The sequence below is a fragment of the Escherichia sp. MOD1-EC5495 genome, from assembly GCF_002965965.1.
GTDB lineage: Bacteria > Pseudomonadota > Gammaproteobacteria > Enterobacterales > Enterobacteriaceae > Escherichia > Escherichia ruysiae.
In genome coordinates, this window is sequence record NZ_PTRI01000006.1 from 1 (window position 1) to 24,999 (window position 24,999).

Consider the following 24,999-nt stretch of genomic DNA (forward strand, 5'->3'; position numbering starts at 1 on the left):
AGGCCAGTAATGGGTTAAGTGATAACAGGTGTCTGGAAATATAGGGGCAAATCCACTGATTTATATGTCAATATCTTAAATCCACTATAATTATATTTACAGGAAGTCACCTCCTCTCCTCTGTGGAACTCCATAACACCATTTTCGATACCGATTGTGTCAATATCCGTCGCATATCCTTGCTGATAGTAGGACTTAATATCCGCAAATGATTTACCCGGATCTTTTTCTGCTTTCATTTTAAAAACAGGATCAAGGTCACCACTTTGAAGCAAGGGATATACCGATTGCCAAACACCCCCCCAGTCAGTAAGTTTTCTATCTTTCACGTTATTATCATCAAAAATACCCTCTGCTGCTTTTTGTTCTATTTCTGTCAGTGGTGCCCCATGTGAATGATGCCCATGAGCAAGTGCATAGTTGCCAGTCAATAGTAACCCCAGCGCAAAAGCCAATTTATTAACAACCATCATCCAGTTTATCCTCCCGCTTCAATATTCATTAAATGTTATAACATAACGTTTGGCGAGTGCAATACTGAAGAACGAATAGCAAAACCTAACCAGACACACGCATCATAACCCTATACTTAGTATGCCTTTATCACCGGCATTAAGTCATCGGATCTGATTGAAGGAATAGCACCAATCATGCAAACTACAAACTCTCACAACCAACAAGAGATTATTCCCCCTGATGGATCAGGTTGCTATTTTCCAAAAGATGTTTGAGCAAGTGAGAACGGAGCTAAACTTTTCCTGGTTTTACACAGAGTTAAAACGTCATCATATTGCGCATTACATTTACTATCTTGCTACAGATAACATTAGGATCGTCACACACGATGACAAGGTGTTGTTAATAAGAGGAAGCAGAAACCTATTAAAAGTCAGTGCCACTAAGAACCCTGAGCAAGTAATAAAAGCAGCCCGGACTCACATTTCCAGAAAGTCTACTTTTCGGGAATATTGTATAACGCTCGCGAATGCGGGTGTCTTCCGGTGGGTTACTGACGTTAATGATAATAAACGTCGTTACTATTCTATCGATAATACACTCTTATATATTGAAGATGTTGAGAACAATAAACCCTTAATTTAGATGTGTTAGCTCATCTCAGATCTGACAGTTATCCGTTATTTGTACAGGTATCTGTCAGATTATCTCTTCCCTGACACCACTCACGCTCCATAGCAACTTCCAGGCGGGAGGCTCATGGAAAATACCTGTCAAAAATTGTTATATTATAACAACGAATAGTTTTTCCATGACTGAGGAGAACACACATGAAAATCAATGGTGTAAGTAAAGCCATTTTTCTTTTTGCACTGCTAACCTCAACGGCCTCTGCCGCTGGCAAGGACGTTAATGTTGAGTTCAGGAAGGGTCATAGTAGTGCGCAGTACTCAGGAGAGATAAAGGGATACGATTACGACACATATAACTTCTATGCCAAAAAAGGCCAGAAGGTGCACGTCAGTATCTCCAATGAGGGTGCTGATATTGTCCTCTTTGGGCCCGGAATCAGCGATTCGGTTGATCTCTCCAGATACTCTCCCGAACTTGATGACAATGGTCAGTACATCCTTCCCGCTTCCGGTAAATATGAGCTAAGAGTGCTTCAAACCCGCAATGACGCTCGTAAAAACAAGGCTAAAAAATACAGCGTCAACATACAGATTAAGTAAACAGAGACCGACGGGGCTATCCCCGTCATTACTTTCCTGTACCTGAAAATGACTGTCAGTAACAGACAGGAGCTGGCTGTGACACGGTTTCCCCACATCACACCTACTGGCGCGAGCGACAAACCCACGCCCTGTTTACGCGTTAAATACTTGCTGCTTTAACCGTCTGAATGGCGTGGGGATATATCGGTAAGTGTTACCTAAAAATACGATTAATTTTATGGTTTAAACCTTTTTTAGTTATTAGTAAGATACATGCGCTTCCAAAAAAGCTGGGAAATTCAACAACTCTTGGAAAATTTTTGGCCTTGTCCCGCGGCTCCAATCCGACAGCCGCGTTTCTTTTCACTGTTTAATCCATCGCTAACTTACAAACTTTACCTTCAGGCTTTCAAACACGGAATACAAAAGATCGGCTGCACGGGAGAAGAGAGTCTGGATTGTATCCAGTGCAAAGCGTTGTGGATGGCAGAAAACAATCAGGAGCAGGTATCTATTTTAAATAAGAAATTGAGTGAGTTTGCCCCATCCATGCCCCACGCTGTGGGATCGGATGTCATTAAACATGCATAGTCAACAGGTTATAAAACCTACACCTGCATGGACATCACTTCCTGGTACGCTGCCACCAGCTTATTACGCACCTGAATCCCCATTTGCATCGAAACCGACGCTTTTTGCATATCGGCCATCACATCGTTTAGCGCCACGCCGGGTTCGCCGAGGGTGAATTTTTCTGCCTGCGTGCGGGCGGCGGTTTGCGTATCGCTTATGCGATCGAGAGCGGCATGAAGCTGTCCGGCAAAACTGATAGTGGGTTGCGACAGCGGCTCCTGGGCACGCGCACTCATTGCCGTGGCCTGTAACTGGCTGATAACCCCTTCGATCCCTTGTATAGCTGACATACTCATCTCCCAAATAGTTTCTGGTAGCAGAGCCTATCAGCAAGTCAATAAGATAAAGGCGTTAAATAACGATAAAAAAACGGGTTAATTGGCGCATAGAAAAAAATAAAACCACAAATAATGAGGCCGTTAATTTTTCGAGTGTGCTGACCCGGGAGTGCGTCTTGTTCCACTTTGCCAATACCGCCGTCTATCATCTGCCGCGAGGTGCGCGATGAATACGACCGCAGCCCAGACAAAATCTCTTGAGTGGCTCAATCGCCTACGCGCGAATCCGAGAATCCCCCTGATTGTTGCTGGTTCCGCTGCGGTGGCAGTGATAGTCGCGTTAATTCTGTGGGCAAAAGCCCCTGATTACCGCACGTTATTCAGCAATCTTTCCGATCAGGATGGCGGCGCAATCGTCAGCCAGCTGACGCAAATGAACATTCCTTACCGCTTCAGCGAAGCCAGCGGCGCGATTGAAGTTCCGGCCGATAAAGTTCACGAGTTGCGTCTGCGTCTGGCGCAGCAAGGCTTGCCTAAAGGCGGTGCTGTTGGGTTTGAGCTGCTCGATCAGGAAAAATTTGGCATCAGCCAGTTCAGCGAACAGGTGAATTATCAGCGGGCGCTGGAAGGCGAGCTTTCCCGTACCATCGAAACTATCGGCCCGGTAAAAGGAGCGCGCGTGCATCTGGCGATGCCAAAGCCCTCTTTATTTGTTCGTGAACAAAAATCTCCTTCGGCATCAGTGACAGTAAATTTGTTGCCAGGCCGCGCGCTGGATGAAGGGCAAATTAGCGCCATTGTACATCTGGTTTCCAGCGCGGTTGCTGGTCTGCCTCCGGGAAATGTCACGTTGGTGGATCAGAGTGGACATCTGTTAACCCAGTCCAACACCAGCGGACGCGATCTTAATGACGTCCAGTTGAAATATGCCAGCGATGTCGAAGGACGTATTCAGCGACGTATTGAAGCGATCCTGTCGCCTGTTGTCGGCAACGGTAATATTCACGCCCAGGTGACGGCACAGCTGGACTTCGCCAGTAAAGAGCAAACAGAAGAACAGTATCGCCCTAACGGCAACCAATCACAGGCGGCGCTCCGCTCACGCCAGCTTAATGAGAGCGAGCAAAGCGGTTCCGGTTATCCGGGCGGCGTACCAGGCGCGTTGTCGAATCAACCAGCGCCTGCGAATAACGCACCAATCAGTACGCCTCCGGCAAATCAAAATAATCGCCAGCAGCAGGCGAGCACCACCAGCAATAGTGGGCCGCGTAGCACGCAGCGTAATGAAACCAGTAACTACGAAGTCGATCGCACCATTCGTCATACCAAGATGAACGTGGGCGATGTGCAGCGTCTGTCTGTCGCGGTAGTGGTGAATTACAAAACGTTGCCAGATGGCAAACCGTTGCCTCTCAGCACCGAGCAGATGAAGCAGATTGAAGATCTGACCCGCGAAGCGATGGGCTTTTCGGAAAAACGCGGCGACTCGCTCAATGTCGTCAACTCGCCATTCAATAGCACTGACGAAAGCGGTGGAGAACTGCCGTTCTGGCAACAGCAAGCGTTTATCGATCAGTTGCTGGCTGCCGGGCGCTGGTTGCTGGTGCTGCTGGTGGCGTGGCTGCTGTGGCGTAAAGTGGTACGCCCGCAGCTAACACGTCGCGCCGAGGCGGTGAAAGCTGTGCAGCAACAGGCACAGACCCGCGAGGACGTGGAAGATGCGGTGGAAGTTCGCCTGAGCAAAGATGAACAACTGCAGCAACGCCGGGCTAACCAACGTCTGGGGGCAGAGGTAATGAGCCAGCGTATCCGTGACATGTCTGATAACGATCCGCGCGTGGTGGCGCTGGTCATTCGCCAGTGGATAAATAACGACCATGAGTAACCTGACAGGCACCGAAAAGAGCGTCATCCTGCTAATGACCATTGGCGAAGACCGGGCGGCTGAGGTATTCAAACACCTCTCCCAGCGCGAAGTGCAAACCCTGAGTGCGGCGATGGCGAACATCACGCAGATCTCCAACAAGCAGTTAACTGAAGTGCTGGCAGAGTTTGAGCAAGAAGCTGAACAGTTTGCGGCACTGAATATCAACGCCAACGATTATCTGCGTTCGGTGCTGGTCAAAGCCCTTGGTGAAGAGCGTGCCGCCAGCCTGCTGGAAGATATTCTCGAAACCCGCGATACCGCCAGCGGCATCGAAACGCTCAACTTTATGGAACCGCAGAGCGCCGCCGATCTGATTCGTGATGAGCATCCGCAGATTATCGCCACCATTCTGGTGCATCTGAAGCGCGCGCAGGCCGCCGATATTCTGGCGTTGTTCGATGAACGCCTGCGCCACGACGTGATGTTGCGTATCGCCACCTTTGGCGGCGTACAGCCTGCCGCGCTGGCGGAACTGACCGAAGTACTCAATGGCCTTCTCGACGGTCAGAATCTCAAACGCAGCAAAATGGGCGGCGTGAGAACGGCGGCCGAAATTATCAACCTGATGAAAACCCAGCAGGAAGAAGCCGTTATTACCGCCGTGCGTGAATTTGACGGCGAGCTGGCGCAGAAAATCATCGACGAGATGTTCCTGTTCGAAAATCTGGTGGATGTCGACGATCGCAGCATCCAGCGCCTGTTGCAGGAAGTGGATTCCGAATCGCTGCTGATCGCCCTGAAAGGTGCCGAGCAGCCACTGCGCGAGAAATTCCTGCGCAATATGTCGCAGCGTGCCGCCGATATTCTGCGCGACGATCTCGCCAACCGTGGTCCGGTGCGTCTGTCGCAGGTCGAGAACGAGCAGAAGGCGATTCTGCTGATTGTGCGCCGTCTTGCCGAAACCGGCGAGATGGTGATTGGCAGCGGCGAGGATACCTATGTCTGATAATCTGCCGTGGAAAACCTGGACACCGGACGATCTCGCGCCGCCGCAGGCGGAGTTTGTGCCACTGATGGAACCAGAAGAAACCATCATTGAAGAGGCCGAACCCAGCCTTGAGCAACAACTGGCGCAACTGCAAATGCAAGCCCATGAGCAAGGTTATCAGACGGGAATTACCGAAGGTCGCCAGCAAGGCCACGAACAAGGCTATCAGGAAGGAATCGCTCAGGGGCTGGAACAAGGACTGGCGCAAGCAAAATCCCAGCAAGCGCCGATTCATGCCCGGATGCAGCAACTGGTCAGCGAATTTCAAACCACACTTGATGCGCTTGATAGTGTGATTGCTTCGCGCCTGATGCAGATGGCGCTGGAGGCAGCACGTCAGGTGATCGGTCAGACGCCAACGGTGGATAACTCGGCACTAATCAAACAGATCCAACAGTTGTTGCAGCAAGAACCGTTATTCAGCGGGAAACCACAGCTGCGCGTACACCCGGATGATCTGCAACGTGTGGATGATATGCTCGGCGCAACTTTAAGTTTGCATGGCTGGCGCTTGCGGGGCGATCCCACCCTCCATCCTGGCGGCTGTAAAGTCTCCGCCGATGAAGGCGATCTCGACGCCAGTGTCGCCACTCGCTGGCAAGAACTCTGCCGTCTGGCAGCACCAGGAGTGGTGTAATGACCACGCGCCTGACTCGCTGGCTAACCACGCTGGATAACTTTGAAGCCAAAATGGCGCAGTTGCCTGCGGTACGTCGCTACGGGCGATTAACTCGCGCTACCGGGCTGGTGCTGGAAGCCACCGGATTACAATTGCCGCTCGGCGCAACCTGTGTCATTGAGCGCCAGAACGGCAGCGAAACGCACGAAGTAGAAAGCGAAGTAGTCGGCTTTAACGGTCAACGGCTGTTTTTAATGCCGCTGGAGGAAGTCGAAGGCGTACTACCTGGCGCGCGCGTTTATGCCAAAAATATCTCCGGCGACGGCCTGCAAAGCGGCAAGCAGTTACCGCTCGGTCCGGCGTTGTTAGGTCGGGTTCTGGACGGCAGCGGTAAACCGCTCGATGGCCTCCCCTCCCCCGATACGACCGAAACCGGTGCGCTGATTACCCCGCCATTTAACCCATTGCAACGCACGCCAATTGAACATGTGCTGGACACGGGCGTGCGTCCAATCAATGCCTTGCTTACCGTCGGGCGCGGGCAGCGCATGGGACTTTTTGCCGGTTCCGGCGTCGGTAAAAGTGTGCTGCTGGGAATGATGGCGCGTTACACCCGCGCCGATGTGATTGTCGTGGGTTTGATTGGCGAGCGTGGGCGCGAAGTAAAAGATTTTATTGAGAACATCCTCGGTGCTGACGGACGTGCTCGTTCGGTGGTGATCGCCGCACCGGCAGATGTTTCTCCGCTCCTGCGAATGCAGGGTGCCGCCTATGCCACGCGCATTGCCGAGGATTTTCGCGATCGTGGTCAGCATGTGTTGCTGATTATGGATTCCCTCACCCGCTACGCGATGGCTCAGCGTGAGATTGCGCTGGCGATTGGCGAACCGCCAGCCACCAAAGGTTATCCACCGTCGGTGTTTGCCAAATTGCCGGCACTGGTCGAGCGTGCCGGAAACGGCATTAGCGGCGGCGGTTCGATTACCGCGTTTTATACCGTGCTCACCGAAGGCGATGACCAGCAGGACCCGATTGCTGACTCCGCGCGGGCAATCCTCGACGGTCACATTGTGCTGTCTCGCCGTCTTGCGGAAGCCGGGCACTATCCAGCTATCGATATTGAAGCGTCGATCAGCCGTGCAATGACGGCGTTGATCAGCGAGCAACATTATGCGCGAGTGCGCACATTCAAACAGTTGTTATCGAGTTTTCAGCGTAATCGCGATCTGGTCAGCGTCGGCGCTTACGCCAAAGGCAGCGATCCAATGCTCGATAAAGCCATCGCCCTGTGGCCGCAGCTGGAGGGCTATTTGCAACAAGGCATTTTTGAACGCGCGGACTGGGAAGACTCTCTCCAGGGGCTGGAACGTATTTTTCCGACAGTGTGACTAAGCAGGAGATAACAGCAGATGGCAGAACATGGCGCACTGGCGACCCTGAAAGATCTGGCAGAAAAAGAGGTGGATAACGCCGCTCGTCTGTTGGGTGAAATGCGTCGCGGATGTCAGCAGGCAGAAGAACAACTCAAAATGCTGATCGATTATCAGAATGAATATCGAAATAACCTCAATAGCGATATGAGTGCCGGGATGACCAGCAACCGCTGGATCAACTATCAGCAGTTTATTCAGACGCTGGAAAAAGCCATTACCCAGCATCATCAGCAACTTACGCAGTGGACACAAAAAGTTGATGTTGCCCTGAATAACTGGCGGGAGAAAAAACAACGTTTGCAGGCCTGGCAGACACTGCAGGAACGACAATCCACGGCGGCGCTGCTGGCAGAAAACCGCCTCGATCAGAAAAAGATGGATGAGTTCGCCCAGCGCGCCGCCATGAGGAAACCAGAATGATTCGCTTAGCGCCCTTGATTACCGCTGACGTTGACACCTCCGCACTGCCCGGCGGCAAAGCCAGTGATGCCGCACAAGATTTTCTCGCGTTGTTGAGCGGGGCGTTAGCAGACGCTACAACAACCGACAAAGCTGCGATCCGGTTGCAGGTGGCGACAGATAAGCCTGCGACAAAAGGCGAGTCGCTGGTCAGCGATATTCTGACCGACGCGCAACAACCGGATTTACTGATCCCTGCGAATGAAACACTGCCAGTCATCAACGACGAACAATCCACATCAACACCGTTAACCACCGCTCAGGCCATTACGCTGGCAGCGGGGTCAGACAAAAACGCAGTAAAAGACGAAAAAGCGGATGATCTGAATGAAGATGTTACCGCCAGCCTGAGTGCCCTTTTTGCGATGTTGCCAGGTTTTGACAATACGCCCAAAGTGACTGATACGCCGTCAACAGTGTTATCGACAGAGAAGCCAACGCCCTTCACAAAACTGACTCCTGCGCAACTCACCACAGCGCAGCCTGACGACGCCCCTGGCGCCCCAGCTCAGCCATTAACACCGCTGATTGCTGAAGCCCAGAGTAAAGCGGAAGTCATCAGCACGCCTTCGCCGGTGACCGCTGCCGTCAGTCCGCTAATCACTTCGCACCAGACGCAGCCACAGCCCACCGTCGCAGCGCCTGTTTTGAGTGCACCGCTGGGTTCTCACGAATGGCAACAATCCTTAAGTCAGCATATTTCGCTGTTTACCCGCCAGGGGCAACAAAGTGCCGAGCTGCGTTTGCATCCGCAGGATTTAGGCGAAGTGCAAATCTCCCTTAAGGTGGATGACAACCACGCGCAAATCCAGATGGTTTCACCGCATCAGCACGTTCGCGCCGCACTGGAAGCTGCTCTGCCAGTACTGCGAACACAACTGGCTGAAAGCGGTATTCAGTTGGGGCAGAGCAATATCAGCGGCGAGAGTTTTAACGGTCAGCAGCAGGCCGCCTCCCAGCAACCGCAAAACCCGCGCACAGCAAACCATGAACACCTGGCTGTCGAAGATGACGATGCCCTGCCGGTTCCCGCCTCTTTACAAGAGCGTGCAACAGGCAATAGCGGCGTTGATATTTTCGCCTAACGTCAGAGGTGGCACCGTAATCCACGTCTTTTCCCCGCTTTGCCGCGCTTAAGACACAGGATAATTAGCCGATAAGCAGTAGCGACACAGGAAGACCGCAACACATGACTGATTACGCGATAAGCAAGAAAAGCAAGCGATCGCTTTGGCTCCCGATCCTGGTATTCATTACTCTCGCGGCCTGTGCCAGCGCGGGTTACAGCTACTGGCATTCACGTCAGGCTGCTACTGACGACAAAGCACAGCAACGCGTCGTGCTCTCACCTGTCTTCTATGCGCTGGACACTTTTACGGTCAATCTTGGCGATGCGGATCGCGTGCTTTATATCGGCATAACGCTGCGGCTGAAAGATGAAGCCACCCGTTCGCGCCTGAGCGAGTATTTGCCGGAAGTCCGCAGTCGCTTGCTGTTACTGTTTTCGCGCCAGGATGCCGCCGTGCTGGCAACTGAAGAAGGCAAGCAAAAGTTGATTGCCGCAATTAAAGCCACACTCTCCACCCCGCTTGTTGCCGGGCAACCGAAACAGGATGTCACCGACGTGCTGTATACCGCTTTTATTCTGCGATAACGACATGGGCGATAGTATTCTTTCTCAAGCTGAAATTGATGCGCTGTTGAATGGTGACAGCGAGGTCAAAGACGAACCGACAACCAGTGCTGGCGGCGAAAGTGACATTCGTCCGTACGACCCCAATACCCAACGTCGGGTTGTGCGCGAACGTTTGCAGGCGCTGGAAATCATTAATGAACGTTTTGCCCGCCATTTCCGCATGGGGCTGTTCAACCTGCTGCGCCGTAGCCCGGACATTACCGTCGGGGCGATCCGCATACAGCCGTATCATGAATTTGCCCGCAATCTGCCGGTGCCAACCAACCTGAACCTTATCCACCTGAAACCGCTGCGCGGCACCGGGCTGGTGGTGTTCTCGCCAAGTCTGGTGTTTATCGCCGTGGATAACCTATTTGGCGGTGATGGTCGCTTCCCGACCAAAGTAGAAGGTCGTGAGTTTACGCATACCGAACAGCGCGTCATCAATCGCATGTTGAAGCTGGCGCTTGAAGGCTATAGCGACGCCTGGAAGGCGATTAATCCGCTGGAAGTGGAGTACGTGCGTTCGGAAATGCAGGTGAAATTTACCAATATCACCACCTCGCCAAACGACATTGTGGTTAACACGCCTTTTCATGTCGAGATTGGCAACCTGACCGGCGAATTTAATATCTGCCTGCCATTCAGCATGATCGAGCCGCTACGGGAATTGTTGGTTAACCCGCCGCTGGAAAACTCGCGTAATGAAGATCAGAACTGGCGCGATAACCTGGTGCGTCAGGTGCAGCACTCACAGCTGGAACTGGTCGCCAACTTTGCCGATATATCGCTGCGCCTGTCGCAGATTTTGAAACTGAAACCCGGCGATGTCCTGCCGATAGAAAAACCCGATCGCATCATCGCCCACGTTGACGGCGTTCCGGTACTGACCAGCCAGTACGGCACCATCAACGGTCAGTATGCGCTACGGATAGAACATTTGATTAACCCGATTTTGAATTCTCTGAACGAGGAACAGCCCAAATGAGTGACTTGAATAATCCGGCCGATGACAACAACGGCGCAATGGACGATCTGTGGGCTGAAGCGTTGAGCGAACAAAAATCAACAAGCGGCAAAAGCGCGGCTGAAGCCGTGTTCCAGCAGCTTGGCGGCGGCGACGTCAGTGGAACATTGCAGGATATCGACCTGATTATGGATATTCCGGTTAAGCTGGCCGTCGAGCTGGGTCGCACACGTATGACCATCAAAGAGCTGTTGCGTCTGACGCAAGGGTCAGTCGTGGCGCTGGACGGTCTGGCGGGCGAACCGCTGGATATTCTGATCAACGGCTATTTAATCGCCCAAGGCGAAGTGGTGGTGGTTGCCGATAAATATGGCGTGCGGATCACCGATATCATTACCCCGTCTGAGCGAATGCGCCGCCTGAGCCGTTAGTGATGAATAACCACGCCACTGTGCAATCTTCCGCGCCGGTTTCCACCGCACCGCTACTTCAGGTGAGCGGCGCACTAATCGCCATTATTGTCTTGATCCTCGCCGCTGCCTGGCTGGTAAAACGGCTGGGATTTGCCCCTAAACGCACAGGCGTTAACGGTCTGAAAATTAGCGCCAGCGCCTCGCTGGGCGCGCGTGAACGGGTCGTGGTGGTCGATGTGGACGATGCACGGCTGGTACTCGGCGTTACCGCAGGGCAAATCAATTTGCTGCATAAACTTCCCCCTTCAGCACCCACGGAAGAGATACCACAGGCCGATTTTCAGTCGGTTATGAAAAATTTGCTCAAGCGTAGCGGGAGATCCTGATGCGTCGTTTGTTGTCTGTCGCGCCGGTTCTTCTCTGGCTGGTTACGCCCCTCGCGTTCGCCCAACTGCCAGGCATCACCAGCCAACCGCTACCTGGCGGTGGACAAAGCTGGTCGCTCCCGGTGCAGACGCTGGTGTTCATCACCTCGTTGATGTTTATTCCGGCGATTTTACTGATGATGACCAGCTTCACCCGCATCATCATTGTTTTTGGTTTATTGCGTAACGCGCTGGGAACGCCCTCCGCACCGCCCAACCAGGTATTGCTGGGGCTGGCGCTGTTTTTGACCTTTTTTATTATGTCTCCGGTGATCGACAAAATTTATGTCGATGCATACCAGCCATTCAGCGAAGAAAAAATCTCCATGCAGGAGGCGCTGGAAAAAGGAGCGCAGCCGCTGCGTGAATTTATGCTACGTCAGACCCGCGAAGCAGATTTAGGGTTGTTTGCCAGACTGGCGAATACTGGCCCGTTGCAGGGACCGGAGGCTGTGCCGATGCGCATTTTGCTCCCGGCCTACGTGACCAGCGAGTTGAAAACCGCATTCCAGATAGGCTTCACGATTTTCATTCCTTTTTTGATTATCGACCTGGTGATTGCCAGCGTGTTGATGGCGTTGGGGATGATGATGGTCCCTCCAGCCACCATTGCTCTGCCCTTTAAACTTATGCTGTTTGTGCTGGTGGATGGCTGGCAATTGCTTGTCGGTTCGCTTGCGCAAAGCTTTTACAGCTAGAGAGGCAAAATGACACCCGAATCGGTCATGATGATGGGGACAGAAGCGATGAAAGTCGCGCTGGCGCTGGCTGCCCCGCTGCTGCTGGTGGCGCTGGTCACTGGCCTTATCATTAGCATTTTGCAGGCTGCCACGCAGATTAACGAAATGACGTTGTCGTTTATTCCGAAAATCATCGCCGTATTTATCGCCATTATTATTGCCGGACCGTGGATGCTCAATCTGTTGCTGGATTACGTCCGCACCTTGTTCACTAACCTGCCGTATATCATCGGGTAGCCGTGCTATGTTGCAGGTGACGAGCGATCAATGGCTTTCCTGGTTAAGTCTGTATTTCTGGCCGTTACTGCGCGTGCTGGCGCTCATTTCTACCGCGCCCATTTTGAGTGAACGCAGCGTGCCGAAACGGGTGAAACTGGGTCTCGCAATGATGATCACGTTCGCCATAGCTCCGGCATTACCTGCCAACGATGTTCCCATTTTTTCGTTTTATGCCCTCTGGCTGGCAATGCAGCAGATCCTGATTGGCATTGCGCTTGGCTTTACCATGCAATTTGCTTTCGCCGCTGTACGAACCGCAGGCGAAATTATCGGTCTGCAAATGGGGCTGTCATTTGCGACGTTTGTGGATCCTGGTAGCCATCTCAATATGCCCGTCTTAGCACGCATCATGGATATGCTGGCGCTACTGCTGTTCCTGACATTTAACGGTCATTTATGGTTGATTTCGCTGCTGGTCGATACCTTTCACACCCTGCCGATTGGCGGTGAGCCGCTTAACAGCAATGCGTTTCTGGCACTCACCAAAGCGGGAAGTTTGATTTTCCTCAACGGATTTATGCTGGCATTACCGCTTATTACCCTGCTGCTGACGCTGAATCTGGCGCTGGGATTACTTAATCGTATGGCTCCGCAATTATCAATATTCGTTATCGGTTTTCCATTAACTCTGACAGTCGGCATTTCATTAATGGCAGCATTAATGCCGCTAATTGCTCCATTTTGCGAACATTTATTTAGTGAAATTTTTAATTTACTGGCAGATATTATTAGCGAATTTCCAGCAATATGATTCCGTAATGTTTATCGTGTTATCCTAAGGATTATCTGAAAAATAAAATCAGACAACATCTTCCAGGATACTCCTGTGGCGAAATATTTGCTTTAAGCTCACTCACATATCGCAACATTTACTTTACTTTAAGACAATTCCAGGCAAATTATACAACACTTTACGGGATAGTAAGTCCGCCTGAAAAATCGCGAGAGTGGCGCATTAGGTGACCCATGTTGTTCCGTTTAGTCATGATGAAATATTCAGGTAAGGGGAATTATCGTTACGCATTGAGTGAGGGTATGCCATGTCAACGATTATTATGGATTTATGTAGTTACACCCGACTAGGTTTAACCGGGTATCTGTTGAGCAGAGGGGTTAAAAAAAGAGAAATCAACGACATCGAAACCGTTGATGACCTTGCCATCGCTTGTGATTCACAGCGCCCTTCAGTGGTGTTTATTAATGAGGACTGTTTTATCCACGATACTTCTAACAGTCAGCGCATCAAGCACATCATTAATCAACATCCCAATACGTTATTTATCGTTTTTATGGCGATTGCCAACGTTCATTTTGATGAATATCTGTTGGTCAGAAAAAATTTATTGATCAGTTCCAAATCGATTAAACCGGAATCTCTCGATGATATCCTTGGCGATATTCTGAAAAAAGAGACAACGATGGCTACTGTTTTAAATATGCCGACGTTATCATTGAGCCGAACCGAATCGAGTATGTTGCGAATGTGGATGGCAGGTCAGGGAACCATTCAAATCTCCGACCAAATGAATATCAAAGCCAAGACTGTTTCATCTCATAAAGGCAATATTAAACGTAAGATCAAAACGCATAATAAACAGGTTATCTATCATGTCGTCCGACTGACGGATAATGTGACTAATGGTATTTTTGTCAACATGCGCTAACACATTCTGACTGGTGGTTTCCCACCAGTCAGGCTGAATGAAATTACTCTGCTTTCTCCACAAAGATACCGTCCTGATGCCCTGCCTCATTAAAGAACCAGATGCCGAGCGGGTAGTCTTCCAGCGAAACCAGGTACATTGTGCCTTCACTAAACTCCTCAACTGCCAGTACCACGCCAGGACGACGCGGACCGCCATCCGTTTTGACTGTTACCCGATCATTCACCTTCATCATTTTCCTCCTGTGGCTTTGTGCCAGTGTAGAACAATTTCGTTTTTCTGGCAGCGTCGGGCGCGCGCGAGTGCTGATTTTCTCGACGGTCTATACTTAAGAGATGCCTGGCTGACATAACGGTCGGCAGCAACAAATGAGTAACGGTTGCGAGGAAAGATGATGAAGACCGCAAAAGAGTACAGCGATACCGCAAAACGAGAGGTCAGCGTCGATGTCGATGCCCTGCTGGCGGCGATCAATGAAATTAGCGAAAGCGAAGTTCATCGCAGCCAGAGCGATTCAGAACACGTCAGCGTTGATGGGCGTGAATATCATACATGGCGTGAATTAGCGGATGCCTTTGAGCTGGATATCCATGACTTTAGCGTCTCGGAAGTGAACCGCTAAATGTAACATAAAAAAATCCCGACCCTTGTGGGGGTCGGGATGAAACTTGCTTAAGCAAGAAGCACTTAAAAAATTCGTTACACCAGGAAATCTGATGTGTTCATCACCTTATCTGCAATTTTTTTCGCTGACAAGGAAATATTCTTCGTGTGAATGATTAATGTCATTAATGAATGGATCTGTGACCTTCGTCACCCCTTACGAGCTCTGCTACGAGCGGGATCGCTCCCGAAAAATGATTAAAGACAAATCGTGCTATTTTGAGAAACATCCTGGTAAAGGGAGTATGCGCTACCATGCTTTCAATTCAACAACCACTGCTAATTTTCACCGATCTCGATGGCCCCCTGTTAGATAGTCACAGTTATGACTGGCAGCCTGCTGCTCCCTGGCTAAACCGTTTACGGGAAGCAGGCGTGCCTGTGATTCTCTGTAGCAGTAAAACGTCGGCGGAAATGCTGTACCTGCAAAAAAACGTAGGGCTACAAGGTTTGCCGCTGATTGCCGAAAACGGCGCGGTGATCCAACTGGATCATCAATGGCAAGATATCGACGGTTTTCCCCGGATCATCTCGGGCATTGCCCATAGTGAAATCAGTCTGGTGTTGAATACGCTGCGCGAGAAAGAACATTTCAAATTCACCACCTTTGATGATGTCGATGATACAACCATTGCGGAATGGACGGGATTAAGCCGCAGCCAGGCGGCGCTGACGCAGTTGCATGAAGCCTCAGTCACGCTCATCTGGCGCGACAGTGACGAGCGGATGGCGCAATTTACCGCTCGTCTGAACGAGCTAGGATTACAGTTTGTACAAGGTGCGCGCTTCTGGCATGTGCTGGATGCCTCTGCCGGAAAAGATCAGGCGGCTAACTGGATCATCGCGATATATCAACAATCAGGTGGAAAACGTCCGACGACGCTCGGCTTAGGCGATGATCCAAATGATGCCCCCTTACTGGAGGTGATGGATTACGCAGTCATTGTGAAAGGGCTAAACCGGGAAGGTGTTCATCTGCAAAATGAGAACCCTGCCCGGGTCTGGCGAACGCAGCGAGAAGGACCGGAAGGCTGGCGCGAAGGACTGGATCACTTTTTCACCGCTCGTTAAGCGTTATCGCTCGCAAAGACCCGATTACGCCCTGCCTGTTTAGCGAGATAAAGCCGACGATCGGCCAACGACTGCAATTGTTCAAAATCATAATCGCCGGTTTCCTCGCTGCTGCTCACCCCCAACGAAGCACTAATGCGAATGGTTTTGCTCTTGGCAATCAACATCTCTTTTTCATTCAGCTTCAGACGAATGCGTTCGGCAACTTCTTTTGCCTGCTCCAGGTTAGCGCCCGGCAGAATCACACAAAACTCCTCGCCGCCAACTCGTCCGGCAACATCCTGGGCTCGCAATGAACGGCTAATTAATCCGGCGGCATGTGACAACACACGATCGCCCGCCTGGTGACCAAAGCGGTCATTAATCGCTTTAAAATGGTCAAGGTCGACCTGAATAACAGAAAAAGGATGCTTATGTGTCTGGCACAATTTAGCAAGCGGGCGCGCTTTTTCGAACAGTGCTCCACGGTTATACATGCGGGTTAAGGTATCGTGCCACGCCTGCCATTGCAGCGAACTTTGCAGGACAAACATATTACTTACCATCTGGCGGATCACATACCAGGAGATAAGTAGCATCGTGGTGAAGAGCGCCCACAACAGGGTTAATGCAATGCTGATGCTGCCGAAATCTCCACGTACGCCTTCACTAAGCGTATGGATACGCACTAATACGCCATCGAAATGATCCAGCCGTTCCCAGCTAACATAGCGGCTGTTCATCCGAATACCACCGCGCGTATCGTGTTCAATGTCCTGCGCAAGTGATGCCAGTTCACGAGGGTCAAAGAGATCTTCGCCAGGATGGTCCGGGTTGGACGAGGTCAATAATTTCAGTTTGCTGTCATAGAGTTGATATTCGCCATCGAGATTTTTATCGATAGCATTCTGTAAAAATTGCTGCATTGAACGCAGGGGAATACTCATCCCCAATACGCCATACCAGTAATTATTGTTGTCGACCGGCACGCTTACAGTGACCTGTGGCTCTGTAGCATTGTTATGCTCATGCTGAGAGGTAAACCAACGCACCGCGCGTTGACGGTTTTCTCGTTGTGAATGACCGATAAACCAGGGTTGGGTGACAAATTCGTAGTAACGCCCAGGCACATTGCGAATAAATAGCGTCGGCTGCGTTGAAACGTAAAATCCGGCGCGCGAGACATACATCGCCTGTTCAACCATTGATGAGGAGTTGTGCGCCAGGCGTAGTAAGTAACCGACTTCCAGCGCGGCGGTAATTTCATTATCCAGGGATTCATTTTCGCGGGAAAGCAGACTCCCCTCGCTGACTAAGGCATCCGAAACGCCGTTTACTGGCAAGGTGCGCCGTCTGTTGAGTTCTATCTGCCAGGCATGTTCATCGCGACGTTGTTCAAACTCGGTAACGGCATTGCGCAGAGAGGTGAAATCGAGCGGCGCAACGAGAGCTTCACGCATCCCGTTACGTAAAAACAATAATTTATCAACGTTATATTGCAGTTGTTTATCAAGCGCGTTGGCAACATTTTCCAGATGGTTACGCTGGCTTGAAATATAGGCATCTTCCAGAACCACCACTTCACGCCAGGTGAGTAACGTTGAGAAGATCAACACCACAATAAAGCAGAGATTAACGACATGACCAGGCCCCAGGCGGCGCGCGAGTTTTTTCAGCCAGCTCTGGTTTTCCATTTCTGTCTCGTGCTGCACCCTGACGACTCCCAACCTGCTTTCTTATGATTCTGGCATAACCTGGCGATAACGTACCGCCAAACAGCAATAATTTTATAATGTTGCCATGATAAGACGCATCAGGCATTCAATGCAGACGCTGGCACAACAGCCGGATGCGGCATGAAAGCCTTATCCGGCCTACTTTTGATTCTACCGCCAGACATCGATTATTTTTATAACCCAGGCATGATAAGACTAGCCAGCGTCGCATCAGACATTCAATGCAGACGCTGGCACAACAGCCGGATGCGGCATGAATGCCTTATCCGGACTGGTGTTAATTATACGCTTTCAGGCTTCTTCCGGCGAACGACGCATCTCCCCCGGAACAAGCTCAGTTTCATGAAAGGCTTCCCGTTTGACACCGTAACCGTCATACCAGCGACACTCAACCATGCCGCTGGAATACCCAGTAACAATCATCTTCGGGCCGCCCTCTTTGACCGTCACTTCCTCACTAACCACAAAGCTCATACTCGCCTCCTTTTTTCGAGTGAAACTTGTTCACCTTAGTCGAGAATGGCGAATTTTGCATAATAGCCAATGAGAATATTAATGTGCCTGACCGCGCAATTTTGCTATCGTTTTCACTCCCAACACGACGATACCACCGATGATAAAACCAAGAATCAGATTTAAAACAGTCGGTAATATCATTGCGACCAGTGCACTCTGCTGCCCGGCGAAATGTTCAATCGCATGATGCAGCGGCGCGATGCCATGTATCACAATGCCGCCACCAACCAGGAACATCGCCAACGTACCGACTATCGATAACGCTTTCATCAGCCAGGGGGCGATAATCAATAGCCCCTTACCCAATGCTTGCATAACCGTACTGGATTTTTCCGCCAGCCAGTAGCCCAGATCATCAATCTTAACGATGATACCCACCAGACCATAAACCCCCACGGTAACCACCAGTGCGATCCCTGAAAGTACCAGCACCTGATTAAGCAGCGGCGCTTCCGCCACAATCCCCAGCGTGATGGCGACGATTTCCGCAGACAAAATAAAATCGGTACGAATCGCCCCTTTTATTTTGTCCTTTTCAAACTTCAGCGGATCTTGCGCCGCCAGCGCCTCCAGACGCTGCTGACTCTGCGCCGGATCATCTTTGTGCTTACGCGCCTCCAGCATATGCAGCACCTTCTCTACCCCTTCAAAGCAGAGAAATGCGCCGCCAATCATCAACAGTGGCGTAATCGCCCATGGGATAAAAGCACTGATGATCAGCGCCAGCGGCACCAGAATCACTTTGTTGATAAGCGATCCCTTCGCCACGCCCCAGACCACGGGCAACTCCCGATTGGCACGCACACCTGAAACTTGCTGCGCATTGAGCGACAAGTCATCCCCTAATACACCGGCGGTTTTTTTCGCCGCCAGCTTGCCCATCACGGAGATATCGTCCAGCAAAGTGGCGATATCATCGAGCAATGTCAGTAAACTACTCCCGGCCAAAAGCATTCCCTCTCATTTTTATCGTTGACGCGCTAAGTATGAAGCAAAATCAGCCCGGCTGATACTTGCTTCACAGGTCAACATTTTTTTAACAATCAAACGCAATTATATCTCTCGCCAGCGAAATGATTTTCACGTTTACTATGAACCGGCTTTTTATTTCCATCGTGAGGGATTATGCGTTTCCGCCAGTTGTTACCGCTTTTTGGCGCGCTGTTTGCGTTGTATATCATTTGGGGCTCAACCTATTTTGTCATTCGGATTGGGGTTGAAAGCTGGCCACCGTTAATGATGGCAGGCGTGCGGTTTCTGGCTGCCGGTATTTTATTAATGGCCTTTTTACTGCTGCGTGGGCACAAACTGCCGCCACTGCGTCCTCTGCTTAATGCCGCGTTGATTGGTTTATTACTGCTTGCTGTCGGTAACGGTATGGTAACGGTGGCTGAGCATCAAAATGTTCCCTCCGGCATTGCCGCCGTAGTGGTGGCAACAGTACCTCTCTTTACTCTCTGTTTCAGCCGCCTGTTTGGCATTAAAACGCGCAAGCTGGAATGGGTGGGTATCGCCATTGGGCTTGCCGGAATCATCATGCTCAATAGCGGCGGTAATTTAAGCGGCAATCCGTGGGGCGCGATTCTGATTTTGATCGGTTCTGTGAGTTGGGCGTTTGGTTCGGTTTATGGCTCGCGCATTACCCTACCAGTAGGGATGATGGCGGGCGCCATTGAGATGCTGGCTGCGGGGGTGGTGTTAATGATCGCGTCGATGATAGCAGGTGAAAAACTGACGGCGCTCCCTTCTCTTTCGGGCTTCCTTGCGGTCGGATATCTGGCGCTGTTCGGCTCGATCATCGCCATCAATGCTTATATGTATTTAATCCGCAATGTCAGCCCGGCTCTGGCTACCAGCTACGCATACGTTAATCCGGTTGTAGCGGTATTGCTGGGTACAGGGCTGGGTGGCGAAACGCTATCGCGGATTGAATGGCTGGCGCTGGGCGTAATTGTCTTCGCTGTGGTGCTGGTCACGTTGGGAAAATATCTCTTCCCTGCAAAACCCGTTGTCGCGCCAGTCATTCAGGACGCATCACGCGAGTAGATGAATCCCCAGAGTGTCGATCTGCGCGCTGGCGCCCTCGCCGCAGATCCACTCTTCCAGACGCTCGGCAAGCGCCGCATCCGTCAACTTCTCCCGTCCGCGTAACGCACACTCCCAGATAATCAATACACGCCAACCCGATTCCTGTAAGCGGCTAATGTCCCGCTTGTCACGCGTTACATTCTTGCCAATCTTCTCCAGCCAGAACTCAGTGCGTGTAGCAGGCACTTTAAACAGATAGCAGTGATGATGATGCCAGAAACAGCCATGCGTAAATATCACACAGCGATACTCATCGAGGACAAAATCCGGGCGTCCTGGCAGACTGGCATCCTGAACACGAAACGCCAGCCCCTGCTCGGTTAATAAGCTGGCGAGACGTTTCTCGATTGCCGTATCGCGCGTGGCAATCGCGCGCATATTTTTGCTACGCGTGGCCTTATCGTGAACGTCGGTCATGTTGTGCCTCTTGCTGACGCAACGCCACCGCCTGTTTGATTTTTGGCTCAAGCAATTTTGCCACTGCAGCAAATACCGGAACTACCACCGAGTTGCCGAACTGGCGATAGGCCTGAGTGTCAGAAACCGGAATGCGAAATTTTGCTTCATGGGGTGCTTCAAAGCCCATCAAACGTGCGCATTCTCGAGGCGTTAACCGACGTGGACGATGTTGCTGATTCTGCGGATCGTCAAAGTCTTTCTCACCTGTCGCCATATCCCAGCCGCGATCGATTAAAATTTCCGCACCATCTTTGTAATAACGGGCAGAAAGCGTACGCGTAACACTCTGTGGGTTGTTCGGATAAACCATTCCGTAACCGAAGCCGTTTCCGCGCGCCTGATGCTTTTTCGCATAACGATAGAGGTACTTCCACAGTACCGGCGTCAGGATATATTTCGCTTCAACAACCGGGTCCAGTAACTGCGCCAGCGTAATACGTTGTGCCGGATAGCAGCCACTGATATCCCGCAAGGTGAAATCTGCTTTCAAATTCAGATCGCGACGAAAGCCCACCAGCACGATGCGTTCACGGTGCTGCGGCAGAAAATGTTTGCCGTCGATGATTTTCGGATCGTCCGGGCCATTATCTTCGGCATCGGCTACGTCATAGCCCAGTTCATCCAGCGTCTGCATGATGATACGGAATGTTTTGCCCTGGTCGTGGCTTTTCAGGTTTTTGACGTTTTCAAGCACAAATATCGCCGGACGACGGGCATTGATGATACGCACTACATCAAAGAACAGCGTACCCTGGGTATCGCAAGCAAAACCGTGCGCACGACCAAGTGAGTTCTTTTTCGATACGCCAGCCAGTGAAAACGGCTGGCAAGGAAAACCGGCCAATAAAACATCATGTTCAGGAATGTGCTGACGAATATGTTCTGCCGCCGCTTTATCGCTCACGCCCTCTTTATGGCTCAGAGTGATGTCGCGGATATCTTCATTAAAGTGATGCGTCGCCGGGTCGCAATAATGGTTAGCTTTGTAGGTGCGCACCGCATGTTTATTCCACTCGCTGGTAAACACGCACTGACCGCCTATCGATTCAAAACCGCGACGGATGCCACCAATACCGGCAAAGAGATCGATAAAGCGAAACGCATAATGCGGATGATGTGCTGGCGGTTTGGGTAACAACGTTTGCAAATGGGCGAACTCTTTTTCACTCAAGCGATGCCACACCGAGTCGTTAGCCAGTGCACGTTTTAAAATCGCCGGGCTCCAGTGGTTTTCTCCCACGCCATTAAGTTGCGCTACCAGCGTTTTTACATCATAAATTTGCAGCAGTTTCTCCAGCATTGCCTGTGCGGCATTCCCGGTGCTGTATGAATCGGTTACTGATATATTTTCCTGCATAGATTTAACCGGCCATCTGAGATGGTCGACAGGTTAACATAATTACTTCTGTTTAGGGCTACGCGGTCAGTCAGCCGGCGAAAACGCATCAATCACCGCATGATCCACACCTTCATTCTCGCCCGCCAGTTCGGCACTGAGCTTAGCCATAAACTCCACCAGAAAACGGGCATTATGTTGTGCCAGCAGTTTACCTTTTGCCGTTTGCATAGTTTGCGGTAGTTTCAGCAACTTCGTCTGGAAATGATCCAGCGCGTAGCGTTTATCATCGAGCGGGCGACGTTGCGCGAACGGATCTTCACCGTCAAACAGCGCCACCCCCAATGAGCCTGAAACTGCAAACACGCGCGCCAGACCTATCGCACCTAATGCTTCCAGCCGGTCTGCATCCTGCACGATTTTGGCTTCCACCGTTAAAGGCGTAATTTGCGCGCTGAAACTGTGTGCCGCGATGGCATGGCAAATGGCGTCTATTTTCTCTGGCGGAAAATCAGCAAATTCCGCACTTAAAATGCGACGCGTCTCTTCTGCTGCCAGTAATGAGGAACGTTGCCGTTGCGGATGATTTTTCGCCAGAGTCACGACATCATGAAAATAACAGGCGGTTAAAATGACCAGCATATCGACGTCTTCATCTGCCGTCAGTTTCTGCGCTGTCGCCCAGACGCGACGAAAATGACACAGGTCATGAGCTGCGTCCTGGTGTGTATGATGATTTTTCAACCAACGTTCAAATTGTGCCTTCCAGTGTTGTAAGTTCATACGCGCTCCGCTGCCAAAGGGTCGCAACCTTAGCAGTTTTTACTCATAGCGTCTGCTTCGCGCAGGCCGTGGTCGGGTGTACCAGGCAATACCACCTAACAATGCCCCGACCATGGCCATAAATAAAAATCCCACTAACGCACCTAACCACTTTCCCGCAGTTGAACCTAAATCACTTTCAAATCCTGACACGGGGGCATCGGGGATCCGACTCATTACCCAGATGTAACGCGCCATCGCCCAGACAAAATAGCCACACCATGTATAGAAAGCCCATAAAGCCAGTTTGCCGCCAGGGCTGCGAGAGAGTCTTTCTTCCATTGTTGTCGAACCATGCTCCATATTAAGTTAAACCGGAAAATTCAGACTTCATGTTGTTATGTGATAAAGGTCACATTTTTCCACATTAGATGAGCCAGTCAAGACTCACTCATTTTTTGAACAAATAGATGATTTTTGTTCAATGGCAATAATTACTGGAAAAACAGTCATAAAAATTTTTATTTAACTTTGATCGTGGTTTTATTAATTCACTAATTAAATATATTAGCGAGGAATACAATTATACCTTTTTTGTTTTCTGTGTCATGATAACTCCGTTATTAGCCTTTTATCGTCTTGTTTATATTTTTGAGCCGGCATGAAGCCGGCTTTTTTTTATGTCATTTTATAATGTGCGCAAGATCACACTCGAGTTTTAGCGAAACAATCATTGACTCAATCCATTCTTATAAAAAACCAATAACTATTTGATATAAATCCATAAATCTTATGAATAGCTTTGTTTGCAATTCATAACTTTGAATTATATTAAATAGGTTGGAAACATTTTGAAATCTTTTAAACACATTTGTTACATGTAATCTTTAAAATAAAATGAACTTCATGGAATAGTATCCAAATGTGCTTTTTTTTGGATAACGGCACTTATTGTTATATTCATGAAGATTATAATCACAAGGGAATACATAATGAAAAGAAAAGTTCTGGCAATGCTGGTCCCGGCGTTATTAGTTGCTGGCGCAGCAAATGCGGCTGAAGTCTATAATAAAGATGGCAATAAACTGGATTTATACGGAAAAGTAGCTGGACTGCACTACTTCTCTGATGATTCTGGCAGCGATGGCGACATGTCATATGCCCGTATCGGTTTCAAAGGTGAAACTCAGATCGCAGATCAGTTCACTGGTTACGGTCAGTGGGAATTTAACATTGGCGCAAACGGTCCTGAAAGCGACAAGGGTAATACTGCTACCCGTCTGGCATTTGCAGGTTTAGGTTTTGGTCAGAACGGCACTTTCGACTATGGTCGTAACTACGGTGTAGTTTATGACATCGAAGCATGGACCGATATGCTGCCTGAATTTGGTGGCGATACTTATGCTGGCGCCGACAACTTCATGAACGGCCGTGCTAACAGCGTAGCAACCTATCGTAACAATGGTTTCTTTGGTCAGGTTGATGGGCTGAACTTTGCTCTCCAGTATCAGGGTAATAACGAAAAAAGCGGATTATTTGACCAAGAAGGTTCAGGTAATGGTAATGGCCGTAAACTGTCTAAAGAAAATGGTGACGGTTTCGGTATGTCCACCTCTTATGACTTCGACTTCGGTTTGAGCCTGGGTGCTGCATATTCTAACTCTGACCGTACCGATAATCAGGTTCACAAAGGTTATCATGATACTCGTTACGGAGACCGCTTCGATGCAACAGCAGGCGGTGAAACAGCGGAAGCCTGGACCGTTGGCGCTAAATACGACGCTAATAACGTTTACTTAGCAGCCATGTATGCTGAAACTCGTAATATGACGGGTTATGGTGACGCTGATGCAATCGCTAACAAAACACAGAACTTTGAAGTTGTAGCTCAGTATCAGTTCGACTTCGGTCTGCGTCCGTCCATCGCTTACCTGCAATCTAAAGGTAAGGATTTAGGCGGATTGAATGGTGATAACTTCGACAGCCAGGGGAATCATCATTACACCAACAAAGATCTGGTTAAATACGTTGAAGTCGGTGCAACCTACTATTTCAACAAAAACATGTCCACCTATGTTGATTACAAAATCAACCTGCTGGACAACGATGATGACTTCTACAAAGCAAACGGCATCGCGACCGATGATATCGTTGCTGTAGGCTTAGTCTACCAGTTCTAATCAGCCAACGCGCCTCGGCGTGTTACTGTAAAACCTAAT

At 50.3% G+C, this 24,999-nt stretch carries 29 protein-coding genes and 1 pseudogene; 20 read left to right on the top strand and 10 right to left on the bottom strand.

The genetic code is table 11. The features are described from left to right. Positions 1-56 precede the first annotated feature (56 nt). Positions 57-473: pseudogene (locus tag BEG40_RS06075) on the bottom strand (ZinT/AdcA family metal-binding protein); the annotation flags it as partial. A 223-nt stretch (positions 474-696) separates the two neighbouring features. Between BEG40_RS06075 and BEG40_RS06080 the strand changes: the two are divergent. Beyond that, positions 697-1,101: a DUF1398 family protein gene (locus BEG40_RS06080; RefSeq protein WP_000373062.1), complete on the top strand. Its 405-nt coding sequence runs from the start codon at positions 697-699 to the stop codon at positions 1,099-1,101. A gap of 185 nt (positions 1,102-1,286) precedes the next feature. Continuing rightward, complete coding sequence (gene pliG / locus BEG40_RS06085; RefSeq protein ID WP_000700155.1) at positions 1,287-1,688, top strand: g-type lysoyme inhibitor PliG; 402 nt, start codon at positions 1,287-1,289, stop codon at positions 1,686-1,688. Between the two features lie 590 nt (positions 1,689-2,278). Here pliG and fliE read toward each other — a convergent pair. Further along, positions 2,279-2,593, bottom strand: a complete 315-nt coding sequence (fliE, locus tag BEG40_RS06095; protein ID WP_016231789.1) for a flagellar hook-basal body complex protein FliE — start codon at positions 2,591-2,593, stop codon at positions 2,279-2,281. Between the two features lie 214 nt (positions 2,594-2,807). On the opposite strand from fliE, the gene fliF reads away from it, so the two are divergent. The 14 genes from fliF to rcsA all read left to right on the top strand — a co-directional run bounded on the left by fliF (position 2,808) and on the right by rcsA (position 14,170). Then, the gene (gene fliF / locus BEG40_RS06100; RefSeq protein ID WP_105285060.1) at positions 2,808-4,466 is read left to right on the top strand and encodes a flagellar basal-body MS-ring/collar protein FliF; all 1,659 of its coding nucleotides are present in this window, start codon (positions 2,808-2,810) and stop codon (positions 4,464-4,466) included. Next, positions 4,459-5,454, top strand: coding sequence for a flagellar motor switch protein FliG (gene fliG, locus BEG40_RS06105; RefSeq protein WP_000067965.1), 996 nt, complete (start codon positions 4,459-4,461; stop codon positions 5,452-5,454). Before fliF ends, fliG begins: the two co-directional genes overlap by 8 nt. Then, entirely contained in the window at positions 5,447-6,133 is a 687-nt protein-coding gene (gene fliH / locus BEG40_RS06110; RefSeq protein WP_105285061.1) for a flagellar assembly protein FliH, read from the top strand. Before fliG ends, fliH begins: the two co-directional genes overlap by 8 nt. Continuing rightward, entirely contained in the window at positions 6,133-7,503 is a 1,371-nt protein-coding gene (gene fliI, locus BEG40_RS06115; RefSeq protein ID WP_105285062.1) for a flagellar protein export ATPase FliI, read from the top strand. The genes fliH and fliI overlap by 1 nt, the downstream gene beginning before the upstream one ends. A 21-nt stretch (positions 7,504-7,524) precedes the next feature. Then, positions 7,525-7,968, top strand: coding sequence for a flagellar export protein FliJ (gene fliJ, locus BEG40_RS06120; RefSeq protein ID WP_000807573.1), 444 nt, complete (start codon positions 7,525-7,527; stop codon positions 7,966-7,968). Then, positions 7,965-9,092 carry a flagellar hook-length control protein FliK gene (locus BEG40_RS06125; RefSeq protein WP_105285063.1) on the top strand — a complete coding sequence of 376 codons (1,128 nt, stop codon included), beginning with the start codon at positions 7,965-7,967 and terminating at the stop codon, positions 9,090-9,092. Before fliJ ends, BEG40_RS06125 begins: the two co-directional genes overlap by 4 nt. A 104-nt stretch (positions 9,093-9,196) precedes the next feature. Further along, positions 9,197-9,661: a flagellar basal body-associated protein FliL gene (gene fliL, locus BEG40_RS06130; protein ID WP_000133128.1), complete on the top strand. Its 465-nt coding sequence runs from the start codon at positions 9,197-9,199 to the stop codon at positions 9,659-9,661. Positions 9,662-9,665: 4 nt separating this feature from the next. Beyond that, positions 9,666-10,670: a flagellar motor switch protein FliM gene (fliM, locus tag BEG40_RS06135; protein ID WP_010346990.1), complete on the top strand. Its 1,005-nt coding sequence runs from the start codon at positions 9,666-9,668 to the stop codon at positions 10,668-10,670. Further along, positions 10,667-11,080: a flagellar motor switch protein FliN gene (gene fliN / locus BEG40_RS06140; protein ID WP_105285064.1), complete on the top strand. Its 414-nt coding sequence runs from the start codon at positions 10,667-10,669 to the stop codon at positions 11,078-11,080. Before fliM ends, fliN begins: the two co-directional genes overlap by 4 nt. Positions 11,081-11,082: 2 nt before the next feature. After that, complete coding sequence (fliO, locus tag BEG40_RS06145) at positions 11,083-11,448, top strand: flagellar biosynthetic protein FliO (protein ID WP_010351023.1); 366 nt, start codon at positions 11,083-11,085, stop codon at positions 11,446-11,448. Further along, positions 11,448-12,185 carry a flagellar type III secretion system pore protein FliP gene (gene fliP, locus BEG40_RS06150; protein WP_105285065.1) on the top strand — a complete coding sequence of 246 codons (738 nt, stop codon included), beginning with the start codon at positions 11,448-11,450 and terminating at the stop codon, positions 12,183-12,185. The genes fliO and fliP overlap by 1 nt, the downstream gene beginning before the upstream one ends. 9 nt (positions 12,186-12,194) lie before the next feature. Beyond that, complete coding sequence (fliQ, locus tag BEG40_RS06155) at positions 12,195-12,464, top strand: flagellar biosynthesis protein FliQ (protein ID WP_000187358.1); 270 nt, start codon at positions 12,195-12,197, stop codon at positions 12,462-12,464. 7 nt (positions 12,465-12,471) lie between these two features. Continuing rightward, on the top strand, positions 12,472-13,257 hold the full coding sequence (gene fliR, locus BEG40_RS06160; protein ID WP_000942310.1) for a flagellar biosynthetic protein FliR: 786 nt from the start codon (positions 12,472-12,474) through the stop codon (positions 13,255-13,257). Positions 13,258-13,546: 289 nt separating this feature from the next. Beyond that, positions 13,547-14,170 carry a transcriptional regulator RcsA gene (rcsA, locus tag BEG40_RS06165; RefSeq protein WP_000104005.1) on the top strand — a complete coding sequence of 208 codons (624 nt, stop codon included), beginning with the start codon at positions 13,547-13,549 and terminating at the stop codon, positions 14,168-14,170. A 43-nt stretch (positions 14,171-14,213) separates the two neighbouring features. Here the strand turns inward: rcsA and dsrB are convergent, their stop codons facing one another. Further along, positions 14,214-14,402 carry a protein DsrB gene (dsrB, locus tag BEG40_RS06170; RefSeq protein WP_000867217.1) on the bottom strand — a complete coding sequence of 63 codons (189 nt, stop codon included), beginning with the start codon at positions 14,400-14,402 and terminating at the stop codon, positions 14,214-14,216. A gap of 162 nt (positions 14,403-14,564) precedes the next feature. Here dsrB and yodD point away from each other — a divergent pair, with 162 nt between their 5' ends. Together yodD and BEG40_RS06185 are read left to right on the top strand one after the other, a co-directional pair. Then, positions 14,565-14,792, top strand: coding sequence for a peroxide/acid resistance protein YodD (yodD, locus tag BEG40_RS06180; protein WP_010346997.1), 228 nt, complete (start codon positions 14,565-14,567; stop codon positions 14,790-14,792). A 296-nt stretch (positions 14,793-15,088) separates the two neighbouring features. Further along, positions 15,089-15,904 carry a mannosyl-3-phosphoglycerate phosphatase-related protein gene (locus BEG40_RS06185; RefSeq protein ID WP_105285066.1) on the top strand — a complete coding sequence of 272 codons (816 nt, stop codon included), beginning with the start codon at positions 15,089-15,091 and terminating at the stop codon, positions 15,902-15,904. Here the strand turns inward: BEG40_RS06185 and dgcQ are convergent. From dgcQ to BEG40_RS06205, 3 genes are all read right to left on the bottom strand, one after another. Continuing rightward, positions 15,901-17,595, bottom strand: coding sequence for a cellulose biosynthesis regulator diguanylate cyclase DgcQ (gene dgcQ / locus BEG40_RS06190; RefSeq protein WP_105285067.1), 1,695 nt, complete (start codon positions 17,593-17,595; stop codon positions 15,901-15,903). The two genes, BEG40_RS06185 and dgcQ, sit on opposite strands and share 4 nt — an antisense overlap. A 315-nt stretch (positions 17,596-17,910) precedes the next feature. Further along, complete coding sequence (locus BEG40_RS06200; RefSeq protein WP_000011631.1) at positions 17,911-18,093, bottom strand: YodC family protein; 183 nt, start codon at positions 18,091-18,093, stop codon at positions 17,911-17,913. A 78-nt stretch (positions 18,094-18,171) separates the two neighbouring features. Beyond that, complete coding sequence (locus BEG40_RS06205) at positions 18,172-19,089, bottom strand: DUF808 domain-containing protein (RefSeq protein WP_000922669.1); 918 nt, start codon at positions 19,087-19,089, stop codon at positions 18,172-18,174. Between the two features lie 171 nt (positions 19,090-19,260). On the opposite strand from BEG40_RS06205, the gene yedA reads away from it, so the two are divergent. Then, on the top strand, positions 19,261-20,181 hold the full coding sequence (yedA, locus tag BEG40_RS06210; RefSeq protein WP_001212254.1) for a drug/metabolite exporter YedA: 921 nt from the start codon (positions 19,261-19,263) through the stop codon (positions 20,179-20,181). On the opposite strand, the gene BEG40_RS06215 is transcribed toward yedA, so the two are convergent. The 4 genes from BEG40_RS06215 to drpB form a co-directional block, all read right to left on the bottom strand. Beyond that, the gene (locus BEG40_RS06215; protein WP_000132886.1) at positions 20,170-20,640 is read right to left on the bottom strand and encodes a very short patch repair endonuclease; all 471 of its coding nucleotides are present in this window, start codon (positions 20,638-20,640) and stop codon (positions 20,170-20,172) included. The genes yedA and BEG40_RS06215 overlap by 12 nt on opposite strands. Further along, a complete protein-coding gene (gene dcm / locus BEG40_RS06220; RefSeq protein ID WP_105285068.1) occupies positions 20,621-22,039 on the bottom strand; it encodes a DNA-cytosine methyltransferase in 1,419 nt (472 codons plus the stop codon). Before dcm ends, BEG40_RS06215 begins: the two co-directional genes overlap by 20 nt. 66 nt (positions 22,040-22,105) lie before the next feature. Then, positions 22,106-22,801 carry a phosphohydrolase gene (locus BEG40_RS06225; protein ID WP_105285069.1) on the bottom strand — a complete coding sequence of 232 codons (696 nt, stop codon included), beginning with the start codon at positions 22,799-22,801 and terminating at the stop codon, positions 22,106-22,108. 39 nt (positions 22,802-22,840) lie between these two features. Next, positions 22,841-23,122, bottom strand: a complete 282-nt coding sequence (gene drpB, locus BEG40_RS06230; protein WP_016231791.1) for a cell division protein DrpB — start codon at positions 23,120-23,122, stop codon at positions 22,841-22,843. A 650-nt stretch (positions 23,123-23,772) separates the two neighbouring features. On the opposite strand from drpB, the gene ompC reads away from it, so the two are divergent. Beyond that, complete coding sequence (gene ompC, locus BEG40_RS06235; RefSeq protein ID WP_105285070.1) at positions 23,773-24,960, top strand: porin OmpC; 1,188 nt, start codon at positions 23,773-23,775, stop codon at positions 24,958-24,960. Positions 24,961-24,999: the final 39 nt, after the last annotated feature.